The sequence below is a fragment of the Pseudoduganella sp. R-43 genome (assembly GCF_049913255.1).
Classification (GTDB): Bacteria; Pseudomonadota; Gammaproteobacteria; order Burkholderiales; family Burkholderiaceae_D; genus Rugamonas.
This window is the reverse complement of record NZ_CP183988.1, coordinates 4,982,879-4,996,027: the sequence shown is the minus strand read 5'-3', so window position 1 is coordinate 4,996,027 and position 13,149 is coordinate 4,982,879. Positions and strand designations below refer to the sequence as shown.

19 protein-coding genes are annotated in these 13,149 nt (G+C 62.0%); 13 read left to right on the top strand and 6 right to left on the bottom strand.

Annotated elements, in window-relative coordinates; genetic code table 11:
- Positions 1-3 precede the first annotated feature (3 nt).
- From ACN9M3_RS22715 to ACN9M3_RS22670, 10 genes are read left to right on the top strand one after another with little or no spacing between them, the layout of a single operon-like run.
- Positions 4-1,269, top strand: coding sequence for an IscS subfamily cysteine desulfurase (locus ACN9M3_RS22715; RefSeq protein WP_426318702.1), 1,266 nt, complete (start codon positions 4-6; stop codon positions 1,267-1,269).
- 24 nt (positions 1,270-1,293) lie between these two features.
- The gene (iscU, locus tag ACN9M3_RS22710) at positions 1,294-1,677 is read left to right on the top strand and encodes a Fe-S cluster assembly scaffold IscU (protein WP_028104361.1); all 384 of its coding nucleotides are present in this window, start codon (positions 1,294-1,296) and stop codon (positions 1,675-1,677) included.
- Positions 1,678-1,695: 18 nt separating this feature from the next.
- Entirely contained in the window at positions 1,696-2,019 is a 324-nt protein-coding gene (gene iscA, locus ACN9M3_RS22705) for an iron-sulfur cluster assembly protein IscA (protein ID WP_028104360.1), read from the top strand.
- A 4-nt stretch (positions 2,020-2,023) separates the two neighbouring features.
- Positions 2,024-2,539, top strand: a complete 516-nt coding sequence (hscB, locus tag ACN9M3_RS22700) for a Fe-S protein assembly co-chaperone HscB (protein ID WP_426323835.1) — start codon at positions 2,024-2,026, stop codon at positions 2,537-2,539.
- Between the two features lie 21 nt (positions 2,540-2,560).
- Positions 2,561-4,441, top strand: coding sequence for a Fe-S protein assembly chaperone HscA (hscA, locus tag ACN9M3_RS22695; protein ID WP_426318701.1), 1,881 nt, complete (start codon positions 2,561-2,563; stop codon positions 4,439-4,441).
- A gap of 17 nt (positions 4,442-4,458) precedes the next feature.
- Positions 4,459-4,800, top strand: a complete 342-nt coding sequence (gene fdx / locus ACN9M3_RS22690) for an ISC system 2Fe-2S type ferredoxin (protein WP_090444791.1) — start codon at positions 4,459-4,461, stop codon at positions 4,798-4,800.
- Between the two features lie 16 nt (positions 4,801-4,816).
- Entirely contained in the window at positions 4,817-5,011 is a 195-nt protein-coding gene (gene iscX / locus ACN9M3_RS22685; RefSeq protein WP_090444923.1) for a Fe-S cluster assembly protein IscX, read from the top strand.
- On the top strand, positions 4,998-5,906 hold the full coding sequence (locus ACN9M3_RS22680) for a class I SAM-dependent methyltransferase (RefSeq protein ID WP_426318700.1): 909 nt from the start codon (positions 4,998-5,000) through the stop codon (positions 5,904-5,906). Before iscX ends, ACN9M3_RS22680 begins: the two co-directional genes overlap by 14 nt.
- A gap of 29 nt (positions 5,907-5,935) precedes the next feature.
- Entirely contained in the window at positions 5,936-6,967 is a 1,032-nt protein-coding gene (ltaE, locus tag ACN9M3_RS22675; protein ID WP_426323832.1) for a low-specificity L-threonine aldolase, read from the top strand.
- The gene (locus ACN9M3_RS22670) at positions 6,967-7,650 is read left to right on the top strand and encodes an RNA pseudouridine synthase (RefSeq protein ID WP_426162927.1); all 684 of its coding nucleotides are present in this window, start codon (positions 6,967-6,969) and stop codon (positions 7,648-7,650) included. Before ltaE ends, ACN9M3_RS22670 begins: the two co-directional genes overlap by 1 nt.
- A gap of 5 nt (positions 7,651-7,655) precedes the next feature.
- Here ACN9M3_RS22670 and ACN9M3_RS22665 read toward each other — a convergent pair whose 3' ends face one another.
- Positions 7,656-7,883, bottom strand: a complete 228-nt coding sequence (locus ACN9M3_RS22665) for a DUF2798 domain-containing protein (RefSeq protein WP_426162925.1) — start codon at positions 7,881-7,883, stop codon at positions 7,656-7,658.
- A 97-nt stretch (positions 7,884-7,980) separates the two neighbouring features.
- On the opposite strand from ACN9M3_RS22665, the gene ACN9M3_RS22660 reads away from it, so the two are divergent.
- The 3 genes from ACN9M3_RS22660 to ACN9M3_RS22650 all read left to right on the top strand — a co-directional run bounded on the left by ACN9M3_RS22660 (position 7,981) and on the right by ACN9M3_RS22650 (position 9,924).
- Entirely contained in the window at positions 7,981-8,880 is a 900-nt protein-coding gene (locus ACN9M3_RS22660) for a LysR family transcriptional regulator (RefSeq protein WP_426318699.1), read from the top strand.
- On the top strand, positions 8,881-9,534 hold the full coding sequence (locus tag ACN9M3_RS22655) for a hypothetical protein (RefSeq protein ID WP_426162921.1): 654 nt from the start codon (positions 8,881-8,883) through the stop codon (positions 9,532-9,534).
- 96 nt (positions 9,535-9,630) lie between these two features.
- Positions 9,631-9,924 (top strand): hypothetical protein, encoded by a 294-nt coding sequence (locus ACN9M3_RS22650; protein WP_426162919.1) that lies wholly within the window; start codon positions 9,631-9,633, stop codon positions 9,922-9,924.
- On the opposite strand, the gene ACN9M3_RS22645 is transcribed toward ACN9M3_RS22650, so the two are convergent.
- From ACN9M3_RS22645 to ACN9M3_RS22625, 5 genes are read right to left on the bottom strand one after another with little or no spacing between them, the layout of a single operon-like run.
- Complete coding sequence (locus tag ACN9M3_RS22645; protein ID WP_426162916.1) at positions 9,908-10,714, bottom strand: class I SAM-dependent methyltransferase; 807 nt, start codon at positions 10,712-10,714, stop codon at positions 9,908-9,910. The genes ACN9M3_RS22650 and ACN9M3_RS22645 overlap by 17 nt on opposite strands.
- A gap of 37 nt (positions 10,715-10,751) precedes the next feature.
- Entirely contained in the window at positions 10,752-11,282 is a 531-nt protein-coding gene (locus tag ACN9M3_RS22640; protein ID WP_426162914.1) for an RDD family protein, read from the bottom strand.
- Positions 11,269-12,129: a DUF3106 domain-containing protein gene (locus ACN9M3_RS22635; protein ID WP_426318698.1), complete on the bottom strand. Its 861-nt coding sequence runs from the start codon at positions 12,127-12,129 to the stop codon at positions 11,269-11,271. The genes ACN9M3_RS22640 and ACN9M3_RS22635 overlap by 14 nt, the downstream gene beginning before the upstream one ends.
- 3 nt (positions 12,130-12,132) lie before the next feature.
- On the bottom strand, positions 12,133-12,543 hold the full coding sequence (locus tag ACN9M3_RS22630) for a DUF3619 family protein (protein WP_426162909.1): 411 nt from the start codon (positions 12,541-12,543) through the stop codon (positions 12,133-12,135).
- Positions 12,540-13,133, bottom strand: a complete 594-nt coding sequence (locus tag ACN9M3_RS22625; protein ID WP_426323830.1) for an RNA polymerase sigma factor — start codon at positions 13,131-13,133, stop codon at positions 12,540-12,542. Before ACN9M3_RS22625 ends, ACN9M3_RS22630 begins: the two co-directional genes overlap by 4 nt.
- Positions 13,134-13,149 lie beyond the last annotated feature (16 nt).

The window sequence follows — 13,149 nt, the reverse complement described above, 5'->3', positions numbered from 1 at the left end:
TAGATGAACGCCCCCGAAAAGAACGTCGCCCAGGTAGCACCGGTAGAATTCAAGACCGCACCGCACTTCCCGATCTACATGGACTACTCGGCCACCACGCCGATCGATCCACGCGTTGCGGACAAGATGATCCCTTACCTGCGCGAACAATTCGGCAATCCGGCCTCCCGCAGCCACATGTACGGCTGGACCGCGGAAGCAGCGGTGGAAGAAGCGCGCGGCCACGTGGCCGCCCTGGTCAACGCCGACCCGCGCGAAATCATCTGGACCTCCGGCGCCACCGAATCGAACAACCTCGCCCTGAAAGGCGCGGCCAATTTCTACAAGTCCAAGGGCAAGCACATCATCACCGTGAAAACCGAGCACAAATCCGTGCTGGACACCGTGCGTGAACTGGAGCGCCAGGGCTTCGACGCCACCTACCTGGACACCCAGGACAATGGCCTGATCACCATCGAGCAGCTGGAAGCGGCTGTGCGCCCGGACACCATCCTGATTTCGGTCATGATGGTCAACAATGAAATCGGCGTGATCCAGCCGATCAAGGAAATCGCCGCCTTCTGCCGCAAGAAAGGCATCATCTTCCACTGCGACGCCGCGCAAGCGACCGGCAAAGTGGCGATCGACCTGCAAGACCTGAAAGTCGACCTGATGACCTTCACCGCGCACAAGACCTATGGCCCGAAAGGCGTGGGCGCCCTGTACGTCTGCCGCAAGCCGCGCGTGCGTATCGAAGCACAGATGCACGGCGGCGGCCATGAGCGCGGCCTGCGCTCCGGCACCCTGCCGACCCATCAGATCGTGGCGATGGGCGAAGCCTTCCGCCTGGCGAAAGTGGAAATGGACTCCGAGATCGAGCGTATCCGCGCACTGCGCGACCGCCTGGCCAAGGGCCTGCAGGAAATCGAAGAAACCTACGTCAACGGCGACATGGACCACCGCGTGCCGCACAACCTGAACGTGAGCTTTAACTTTGTGGAAGGCGAGTCCCTGATCATGGCCGTGAAAGACCTGGCCGTATCGTCCGGTTCCGCCTGCACCTCGGCTTCGCTGGAGCCATCCTACGTGCTGCGCGCCCTGGGCCGCAGCGACGAACTGGCGCACAGCTCGATCCGTTTCACCATCGGCCGCTTCACCACTGAAAAAGACGTCGACTTCGCCGTCGAACTGCTGAAAGGCAAAGTGGGCAAGCTGCGCGAACTGTCGCCACTGTGGGAAATGTACAAGGACGGTATCGACCTGAGCACCATCCAGTGGGCAGCGCACTAATTCAACGATTACAGGAGCATCAAAATGGCATACTCGGAAAAAGTTCTCGACCACTACGAAAACCCGCGCAACGTCGGTTCCTTTGAAAAGGGCGACGAAACCGTCGGTACCGGCATGGTCGGCGCACCAGCTTGCGGCGACGTGATGAAGCTGCAGATCAAGGTTGGCGCAGACGGCAAGATCGAAGACGCGAAATTCAAGACCTACGGCTGCGGTTCGGCAATCGCCTCCAGCTCGCTGGTCACCGAATGGGTGAAGGGCAAGTCGCTGGATGAAGCGCTGGCCATCAAGAACACCCAGATCGCGGAAGAACTGGCACTGCCGCCAGTGAAGATCCACTGCTCCATCCTGGCGGAAGACGCCATCAAGGCAGCTGTGAACGACTACAAGGCAAAACACGGCGCCTAAGCAGCGCGCGGAGGAAGTATGGCAATCACCCTGACCGAAAAAGCAGCCAAGCATATCAACCGCTACATCGAGCGTCGCGGCAAAGGCATTGGCCTGCGCTTTGGCGTACGCACGACCGGCTGCTCCGGTCTGGCCTATAAGCTGGAATACGTGGACGAAGTGACGCCGGAAGATTCGGTCTTCGAGTCGCATGGCGTGAAGGTCTTCGTTGATCCGAAAAGCCTGCCGTACATCGACGGCACCGAGCTGGACTTCGCCCGCGAAGGCCTGAACGAAGGCTTCAAGTTCAACAACCCGAACGAGAAGGATGCATGCGGCTGCGGCGAAAGCTTCCGCATTTAATATCGTGCAGAACCACTTCGAACTCTTCCAGCTTCCCCAGCAGTTCGCCGTCGATACGAGCGCCCTGGACGCCGCCTACCGCGAAGTCCAGAGCCGCGTCCACCCGGACAAATTCGTCAACGCCACCGATGCCGAAAAGCGCGTCGCCATGCAATGGTCGACCCGCTCCAATGAGGCTTACCAGACCCTGAAGAATCCGCAGAAGCGCGCGCAGTACCTGTGCGAGCTGAATGGCGTCGATCTGAAGATGGAATCCAACACGGCCATGCCGATGGAATTCCTGATGCAGCAGATGGAGTGGCGCGAAGAGCTGTCCGAAGCCCGCGCCGGCAAGGATGGCGATTTGCTCGACAAGCTGGACGGTCAGTTGCGTGCCGCGCGCAAGGCTCAGCTGGCGGAGATCGAACAGCATTGCAATAGCGGTGACTATCACGCAGTCGCGCAAGGTGTGCGCGCGCTGATGTTCATCGAAAAATTTGGCGAAGAAGTGCGCTTCGCTTACGACGCCATCGAGGCGTAAAAGAACAAGACAGGTTTCACCATGGCTCTTTTGCAGATTTCCGAACCGGGCATGTCGACCGCCCCGCACCAGCATCGCCTGGCGGTGGGCATCGACCTCGGCACCACCAATTCGCTGGTAGCGACCGTCCGCAGCAGCATTCCTGAAGTGCTGAACGACGAAGACGGCCACCCGCTGCTGCCTTCCGTGGTGCGTTACCTTCCAAACGGCCATGCCAATATCGGATACAAAGCCCAGGCGCACCAGACCACCGACCCGAAAAACACCATCGTGTCGGTCAAGCGCTTCATGGGGCGCGGCCTGAAGGACATCGCCTACGCCGAGAACCTGCCATACGATTTCGTCGATGCTCCGGGCATGGTGCAGCTGAAGACTGTCGCCGGCGTGAAATCGCCGGTTGAAGTGTCGGCCCAGATCCTGGCCACCCTGCGCCAGCGCGCGGAAGATTCGCTGGGCGACGACCTGGTCGGCGCCGTGATCACCGTGCCTGCCTACTTCGATGAAGCGCAGCGCCAGGCCACCAAGGATGCCGCGCAACTGGCCGGCATCAACGTATTGCGCCTGCTGTCCGAACCGACTGCCGCGGCCATCGCCTACGGACTTGATAACGGCTCCGAAGGCATCTTCGCCGTGTACGACCTGGGCGGCGGCACCTTCGATATCTCGATCCTCAAGCTGTCGAAAGGCGTGTTTGAAGTGCTGGCCACAGGCGGCGACTCCGCGCTGGGCGGCGACGACTTCGACCACCGCCTGTTCTGCTGGGTTCACGAGCAGGAAAAACTGGCGCCGCTGTCCGACGAAGACACCGCGACCCTGATGGTCAAGGCGCGCGAGGCGAAAGAGCTGCTGTCGACCAAGCCGGAAGTCACCATCGACGCCGTGCTGCGCTCGGGCGAAGAAGTCCACCAGCGCGTGACCCCTGAAATTTTCGCCGACATCACCAAGCACCTGGTCGCCAAGACCATGAACGCGGTGAAGAAGGCCCTGCGCGACGCCAACATCGACGCCGACGATATCGACGGCGTGGTCATGGTCGGCGGCGCGACCCGCATGCCGCACGTGCAGCGCGCGGTAGGCGAATACTTCCACACTATCCCGCACGCCAATATCGATCCGGACAAGGTCGTGGCGCTGGGCGCCGCCATCCAGGCCAACCTGCTGGCCGGTAACCGCGCCGCAGGCGACGACTGGCTGCTGCTGGACGTGATCCCGCTGTCGCTGGGTATTGAAACGATGGGCGGCCTGGTCGAGAAGATTATCCCGCGCAACTCCACCATTCCATGCGCCCGCGCGCAGGAGTTCACCACCTTCAAGGATGGCCAGACCGCGCTGGCGGTGCACGTGCTGCAAGGCGAGCGCGAACTGGTGAGCGATTGCCGTTCGCTGGCGCGCTTCGAACTGCGCGGCATTCCGCCGATGGCGGCCGGTGCGGCGCGCATCCGCATCACTTACCAGGTGGACGCTGACGGCCTGCTGTCCGTCTCCGCACGCGAATTGCGCTCGAATGTGGAAGCATCGATCACCGTCAAGCCTTCGTATGGCCTGGGTGACGACGACGTGGCACGGATGCTGTCCGAATCGCACACCGAAGCGGAAGCCGACATGAAAGCCCGCGCTCTGCGCGAAGAGCAGGTCGAAGCCGAGCGCATCATGCTGGCCACCCAGTCCGCGCTGGACGAAGACGGCAACCTTCTGAACGACGACGAGCGCGCCGCCATCAACGCCCTGATGGCCACCACCATGGACATGCTGGTGAAATCCGGCAGCGGCGAAGCCGACCACTACGCGGTGAAAGCCGCCTACGAAGCCCTGGCCCAGGGCACCGAAGAATTCGCATCGCGCCGCATGGACCGCAGCGTGCGCAGCGCACTGGCCGGCAAGACGCTGGACCAGGTTGTTTAATTGACTGAGGAATAGAAGTGCCACAAATCGTCATCCTGCCGCATGCCAAGCTGTGCCCCGAAGGCGCCGTGATCGAAACCGAAGCAGGGAAGTCCGTTTGCGACGTCCTGCTGGAGAACGACATCCACATCGAACACGCCTGCGAGAAGTCCTGCGCCTGCACCACTTGCCACGTGCTGGTGCGTGAAGGCTTCAACTCCCTGAACGAAGCGACCGACACCGAAGAAGACCTGCTGGACAAGGCCTGGGGCCTGGAAGCCTGCTCGCGCCTGTCCTGCCAGTCCATCGTGGCGGACGAAGACCTGGTCATCGAAATTCCGAAGTACACGATCAACCACGCCAGCGAAGGCGGCCACTGAGCCGAGGTGCACCATGCTGAAATGGAGTGATGTCACGGCGATTGCCGAAGCCCTGTACGACAAGTTCCCGGACGTCGACCCGACGACGGTGCGCTTTGTCGACCTGCACAACTGGATCGTCGACCTGGATGGCTTCGACGACGACCACAAGCGCGGCGGCGAAAAAGTGCTGGAAGCGATCCAGCAGGCGTGGATCGATGAAGCGCAGTAAGGCCCCGGGCACGCCGCTGCCCGCTACCGTCACAGACATCCCTGAAGTCAAGCCCGGCCAGTCGGTCGCGCTGCTGCAGGAGCTGCACATCCTCACCCGCGACGGCAAGCTGAACCAGGACAGCCGCCGCAAGCTCAAACAGGTCTACCACCTCTACCAGTTCATTGAACCGCTGCTGAACGACGTACGCACGGCGAAGGGCTCGGTATCGCTGGTCGACCACGGGGCAGGGAAGTCCTACCTCGGCTTCATCATCTACGACTTGTTCTTCAAGGCGCTGGGCGACGATTCGCACATTTATGGCATCGAAACCCGCGAAGAACTGGTGGCGCGTTCCGAAGAGCTGGCGCGCAAGTTCGATTTCCCCGGCATGAGTTTCCTGCCGCTGTCGGTGGCCGAATCGACCACCTCCGACAAGCTGCCGGAGCAGATCGACATCGTCACCGCGCTGCACGCCTGCAATACCGCCACCGACGACGCCATCGATTTCGCGCTGAAGAAAAGGGCTAAACACATCGTGCTGGTGCCATGCTGCCAGGCCGAAGTCGCCTCCGTGCTGCGCAAGAACAAGGGCTCTTCGCTGGGCAAGAATGTGCTCACTGAGTTGTGGCGCCACCCGATTCACACCCGTGAATTCGGCAGCCAGATCACCAACGTGTTGCGCTGCCTGCAGCTTGAGTCGCACGGCTACCAGGTCACCGTCACCGAACTCGTAGGCTGGGAGCATTCGATGAAGAACGAATTGATCGTTGCCACATACAAGAACCTCCCGCGCCGCAAGCCTGCCGAGCGCCTGAAGGAAGTCTTGTCCACCATCGGCCTCGACGAAATGGGCGAACGCTTCTACACCGGCGCGCCTGTCGCAACGCCAACTGACGCCGAGGTGGCGCCGTGAGCACCGGCTATCCGGCCGGCGCAGGCGCAATGTCGCTCGCCGCAGACGGCGAACGCTGGATCGACCTGCGCAGCGACACTGTCACGCATCCCAGCGCCGAAATGCGCGAAGCCATGTTCACCGCCCAGGTCGGCGACGACGTGTACGGCGACGACCCCACGGTCAATGCGCTGCAGGCCTACGCAGCGGAACTCTTCGGCTACGAAGCTGCGCTGTTCGCGCCATCCGGCACGCAAACCAACCTGATTGCACTGCTGGCCCATTGCGGCAGGGGAGACGAATACCTGGTCGGCCAGGACGCCCACACTTACAAGTACGAAGGTGGTGGCGCCGCAGTCCTCGGCAGTATCCAGCCGCAGCCGATCATCAACCAGGCGGACGGCAGCATCGCGCTGCAAGACATCGAAGCCGCCATCAAGCCGAACGATTTCCACTTCGCCCGCACCAAGCTGCTGGCGCTGGAAAACACCATCGGCGGCAAGGTCCTGCCGCAGCAATACGTCGCGCAAGCCACCGGCCTCGCGCACGCACGCGGCCTGGCCACGCATCTCGACGGTGCCCGCATCTGCAATGCCGCCGTCAAGCAAGGCATCTCGCTGAAGGACGCGGTAAAAGGCTTCGACAGCGTCTCCGTCTGCCTGAGCAAAGGCCTCGGCGCCCCGGTCGGCTCCGTCCTGTGCGGCAGCCGTGAATTAATCGAGCAGGGCAAGCGCTGGCGCAAGATGCTGGGCGGCGGCATGCGCCAAGCTGGCGTGATTGCTGCCGCAGGCCTATACGCCCTGCAGAACAACGTCCAGCGCCTGGCCGAGGACCACGCCAACGCAAGCTGGCTCGCCGCCGAACTGGCAAAGATCGGCGTGCTGCAAGTGAGCGTGCCGCAAACGAACATCCTGTTCGTCACCATGCCACGCGAAGCCTGCGAAGGGTTGAATGCAGAGCTGGCAGCAGAACGCATCCGCGTCTCGATGGCGCCGACACTGCGCCTCGTGACCCACCTGGACGTAACGCGCGCCGACCTCGAACACGTCGCCGCCGTATTCGCCCACTACTTCAAGCAATAATGAACAACGAAGACAACACCATCCGCCTCGCCAAGCGCGTGGCGGACATGGTTCCATGCTCGCGCCGCGAAGCAGAGAATTACATCGAAGGCGCCTACGTCACGGTAGACGGCGAAATCGTCGAAGAACCCGGTGCGCGCGTCGCGCCCGGCCAGCAAGTCGTGCTGTCCGCCGACGCAACCCTGCTCGACATCGCGCCGGTAACGATCCTTCTGAACAAGCCTGCCGGCGCCGATGCGCTGGCATGCCTGCTGCCGGAAGCGCGCAGCAAGGACGCCCAGCGCGTTCGCTTCCTCAAGCGCCACCTGCGCAACCTGACCGCCTGCCTCGCGCTGGACAAGCAAGCCAGTGGCCTGTTCGTGTTCACGCAAGACTTCCGCGTCGCGCGCAAGCTGGTGGATGAAGGCGCCACGGTCGAACAGGAGTTGATCGTCGATGTCGAAGGCGAGATTGCCGACAACGGCCTCACGCTCCTGAACCAGGGCGCAGGCAAGGTGAGCTGGCAAAACGAACGCCGCCTGCGCTTCGCCGTCAAGCCGCCGAAGCCAGCCCTGGTCGCCAAGCTTTGCGCCGACGTCGGCCTGAAAGCCACCGCAGTAAAGCGCCAGCGCATCGGGCGCATCTCCATGTCCGGCCTCCAGCCCGGCGAATGGCGCTACCTCCAAGGCTACGAACGCTTCTGAAGAACCTAGCGTAAGGCCGCGGCGAGGCGCTGGGTAAGGCGCTGCACCATCGGTGCGATCGTCATTACGGCGAAGAAGGCGGCCGGCCAGGCGGCGAGGAAGGCGTGGCCCCAGCGCGCCGTATATTCGGGGTGGAAGCCGATGTTCAGCCAGGTGATCCAGCCGCTCATGATCACACTCATCAGGAACGACATCAGGGCTGCAAAGATCATCCGGGTACGCAGGTCAGTCATGGCTTTCTCCAGCAAGTTATCAATGACTCAAGCGTAGTTAATTTCGTTGGCGTACACTAGCGATGAAAATTCAATCTCTAATTCCAAAAATGGAATCATGCTGGATGACCTCGCCCTGTTTATCGCCATCGTCGAAGCGGGCAGCCTGAACGCTGCTGCCGAGAAAGAGGGGCTGCCGACCGCGACTGTCACTCGCCGCCTGCAAAAGCTGGAGGCGGCGCTCGGCTATCGCCTGTTGCATCGCAGCGCTCGTCGCACCCAGCCTACTGCAGAGGGGATGCAGTACTACGAACAGTGCCGCCCCTTGGTTCAGTCGCTGCGCCAGGCTACGCTGCGGCTGGACGCCACGCTGGGCGCGATCGAAGGCACGATCCGCGTTCTGGCGCCGGTCAATTTCGCGAGCGAGATCCTGGCGCCGGCATGGGCCAGCTTCCTTGAACAGTATCCGAAGGTGAGGCTGGAGCTCGAACTGTCCAACGAAGTGCAGGACATTGTTGGCACTGGTGCCGACCTGGCGATCCGCATCGGCGCACTGGCCGATTCCACGCTCACCCAGCGCAAGCTGGGAAATGTCAATCTGGTGCTTGCTGCGTCGCCGGCTTACCTCGCTCAGTTCGGCACGCCGTCCGATGTGGCTGAACTGGAAAGACATTCCACAATCGCCACGCTGCCGCTGCGTGAATGGCATTTACAGGACCCGGTTACGGGCGCGCACTCTGTGCTGCATCCCGAACCGCGCGTGCGCGTCAACGAGGTGCGGCTGGCGGTGATGATGGCGGAGGCGGGCCTTGGCATCGTACTGGCCCCAGAGCTGCAGTGCCACGCCAGCCTGGAGTCTGGCGCGCTGGTGCGGCTCCTGCCGGGCTGGACATCGCGTGAGCGCAGCGTTTATGCCGTCTGGTCGCAGCAGCGTTACCTGCCGGCCCGCGTACGCGCCCTCCTTGAACATTTGGCGGCCTTCACCGCCCAACACCCTTTGCTGACCGGAGAAAAATGAATGATGCGGGCGATCCTGTCGTTGCTGCTCGTGCTGGCGCCACTCTGCGCCCTTGCTGCCAAGCCGGCCTGTCCAGCACGAGATGGAGGAGAGGAATGGTCCCCGCTCTGCTTCACCGTGCGGGAGGGTGTGCGCCAGCTCAAGCCGCAATACCTGCGCAAGCTCGCCTTCGAAAAGTCGGGCAAGTCGGTTATTGTCATTGACGGCGACCCTGGCCCCAACGAAGTGGTGGCGCTTGACCGGCGTGGCCGTGTCGTTGTGCCGGGCATCTACCATACCGGCGATTTCGATTATCCGTATGCGCCGCTAGGCGTAGGACGCTTCCGTGAGAACGGCAAATGCGGCTATTTCCAGTCCAGCACGTTCAAGATTGTCGTGCAGGCAGAATATGACCATTGCCATCCCTTCCACGATGATGGAATCGGCTCGGCCTGCAAGGAGTGCGAGTATTACTGCACGCACCCCGATTGCTATGATTCGGCGCTGGTCGGGGGGCAGGGCTTCGATTTCGACGCCAGGGGAAAACTGTTGGAGACTTATGTGCAACCTGGCCTCGACCGGATTTGCCCCCACGGGTTCGAAAAGCTGGATGAGAAATCGCATTACCTGGAATGCAAGGACGACCCTGATTCGCCTTTCAGACACCTTCGATGAACGGCACAGTGTGGATGGCCGCCGCCATGTATATTGTCCACGGTCGGCAAGGCATCCGTTTCGGCGTGGATGACCAAGGCTTGCTATGATGGGGGCATGGACAACGACTTTTGCCTCGTTCGCCGCTGCCTGATTCCGGCGGATGCCTTTATCCTGTGCGGCTGCCTGCGTGCGGCGGGACTGAATGCAACGGTGATGGACGACCAGCACGTGCAGGCGGCATTCCTGCTGGCGCCTGCCATTGGCGGTGCGCGTGTAATGGTGCCGCAGGACGAACTGGAGCAGGCACTGGAAGTGGTCGCGGCTTTCGAGCGCGGCGAGCTGGCGCTTGGCGACGATGTTGACGTGGGCGAGGGCGCCCGCGTCTACGAGTTCACGCCTCGCAAGTAAAGACGATCGCCTGCATCTTGCCTTCGATGGCGCCGCTGCCGAACTTCTCGGTCAGTGCGGCAATTACCACGTCGGTTGCCTCCTGCAGGCGCGCCGGATCGCGCGCTTCAATATCTGCCCTGAGCGGCGAACCCTGGCATAGCGCCGTTGCAGTGGACGCCGCGGAGCCGGCGCGGCTGGTGGCCGTCACCAGTTCATGTGTGATGTTGCCGGTCCAGCCGCCACGCTTCAGCTCTTCAAGAATCACGTCGATGTCATGCCAGCCGTAAGGCACGCGCGCCAGGAAACGCGGTGGGTCGTCGGGGAATACCTTGGCCAGTGCATGATTGATGGTGGCGGAAAAGTCGTTGTGGCTGATGCCATCCCATACATTGAAGCAATACAGGCCGCCCGGCTTTAGTACGCGGCGTGCTTCGCTGAATCCGCGCGCCTTATCGGGAAAGAACATGACGCCGAACTGGCATGCCACGGCGTCGAAGCTGGCGTCGGGGAAGGGGAGCGCCTGCCCGTCCGCCTCGCGCCATTCGACGCGCGGCGAATCGACGGCTTTGCGTGCCTGGTCCAGCATGGCGGGATTGAGGTCGCTGGCGACGATTTGCGCGTTGGGGATCTCCTGCAGCAGGTGGCGGGTAACGGCGCCGGTGCCGGCTGCCACTTCCAGTATGCGCGCGGGACGCCGCTGCGCGATACGGTGCGCCATGTCGATCGCGTAGGGGGTGAAGAGGAGCGGCACCATGGCACGCTCGTAAGTTTCCGGAATTGAGCCAGTGAAGCTGCTGTCCTTGTCCATGGTTGCCTCCCTTGTCCAAGTCCAGTATAGCGATTGCTTAGGCGGCTTTCGCGGCTTTTTTCTCCGGTTTCGGCAATTGCAGCAGGCGGGTGCCGGCCATGCGGTCGTGCAGGAACTGGCGATCCTTGTCAAGGAGGGCTGTCAGCGACCACAGCACGATGTTGCCGACCAGAATTGCGACAGCCATGCTGATGCCTGCGCGTGTTGTCAGCAGCTGAGATACATGGATGATGACAAGTGCCGGCGCCACAAAGCCCCATGCAAGGATGAAGCGGGTTGCCGCTGCACGGAGCGAAATTCGGCCGGCGCCAGCAGATGCAATCTTGATGCGCCAGGTTTTCATGGCCAAGGTGTGGCCGCTCCCCGTCCAGGAGTAAATGAAATAGGCAGCCGCCACCAGGATCACGAAAATGCCGCGTCCCGCATCCAGGACAGGCGAATGCGCCGCAAACGTCACGAGCAGGTAGACCGCGATCGCAAACATTTCCACCGCGAGCAGCAGGAGCGACTCGTACACGATGCAAATGAGGCGACGCTTGACGGTCGGGACAGCGTTATTTGCTTGCATTGGGAACGGCCGGCGGGGCGCTTGGTGCGGCAGGGGACGGGGACGCTGGTGCGTTCGCATCGGCTGCTGGCGCAGCCGGGGTGGCGGTCGTCGTCGCGGCCGGCGCAGCGGTGCCGGAGGCGGCTGCAGGCGCTGCGGCAGTTGCCGGAGCGACGTTGCCTGCACCCAGCGAGCTGCCTGGCGGCACGACGGCAGGAGAGCCTTGCGGCAAACCGATCGGGGCTGGCGGTACGGTACCCGGCGGGACGGTACCCGGCGCCGGCACCAGGCCGTGGCCCTGGGCCTTGACTGGAGCAGGGGTCTTCACGCTGGACTGCGCCAGGCTAGGCGTCTTGACCACCTGGTTGTTCTTTGCCGCGGCGGCTTCTGCCAGGGCCTTCTTGGCTTCTTCCGGCAGTTGCTGGTACTGCTCCCACTCGGCAGCGCGCTGGCCCGGTGGCGTCGCTTTCTTCTGGGCGCGCGCATAGTTCTCGCGCACCTGCTTGCGTTCGGCTGGCGACAACGCCACCCATTCACGCATGCGTTCCTGTACGCGCGCCTTGTCGTCCGGCTTCATCTTGGCCAGGCGGTTGGCGATGGAAATCCATTTTTGCTTGCGCACCGGGCCCAGTTCTTCCCAGGTCGACTCGAGGGGCGCCAAGGCCTGTTGCTGGGCTGGCTTGAGATCGGACCAGTGCGGCTTTTCACCTACCGGCTTGGCAGGCTCCGCGGCGGTAGCGGCAGTTGATGGCGCTGACGCAGGCTGCAAAGCAGGACGGCTCACCAGCCAGACGACGGCAGCGATCCCCACACCCAGCAGCGTGATTGCTCCAGCAACCCATTTTGTCCTGCCACTTACACGCGCCATACTTTATTGCTCGCGGGTCTCGAGATAGGCGCCAAAGCCCTGGTCAAGGTAAGCAGACAGCGGCAGTTCATCGGACAGCACGGCGGCGTCCATTTCTGCCAGTTCCACGATCGATTGCTGTTGTTCGTACTGGTACACGCCAACCATGCCGCCCATCAGCAGCAGCAAGGGCAGGGCCACGCTGACGCGGTTGAACCAGGCAAACGGGTTGGCGAAGAAGCCATTAGCGCCGCCGGCCACTGCCGGGGCGGTACGGGTCACGCGCACGCGGGCCGGCGCATCGGCCTTCTTGCGCTTCATTGCAGCCATGCGGGCTGCGGCCAGGCGGTCTGTGGTCGAGGCTGGCAGATCGTCTAGCTTTTCATTGAGCGCGCGCCGCACGCCGTATGCAAAGTTGGTGTCTTCGGTGTTCATAACTTAATTCCCTTGGCTTTGAGCGATTCAGCGAGAGTGTGTGTTGCTCGTGAGCAATGCGTCTTTACGCTCCCTTCGGAACATCCCATCGCTTCGGCAGTTTCTGCTACATCCATGTCCTGCCAGTAACGCATGAGGAACGCTTCTCGTTGACGCGCAGGTAGTTTTTGCACTTCTTCTTCAATTATCTGCAAGATCTGTGCCCGTTCTACCTGGTCTGCACTCGACTCGGCCGCCTGGGAACCCTCTTCAGCCTCGTAGGATTCCAGTATATCAAAGTCCTCATGCTCTTCCTGGCCAGGGCCAAGGCCCGAGAAAAGACTTACCCAGGTATTACGGACTTTTTCGCGGCGGAAATAATCAAGTATAGTCGTTTGCAAGATGCGCTGGAACAGCGCTGGCAGTTCGGCTGCCGGCTTGTCGCCGTACTTTTCTGCCAATTTAATCATTGCATCCTGAACAATGTCCAGTGCGGATTCGTCCTTTCGGACGGCATAGACCGCTTGTTTGAAGGCGCGGCGCTCGACACTTTCGAGGAAATCCGATAATTCTTTGTCTGTGGCCATGCGTCGGGAAGAGGGCTGCGCTATATCGCAAGTCTGAACA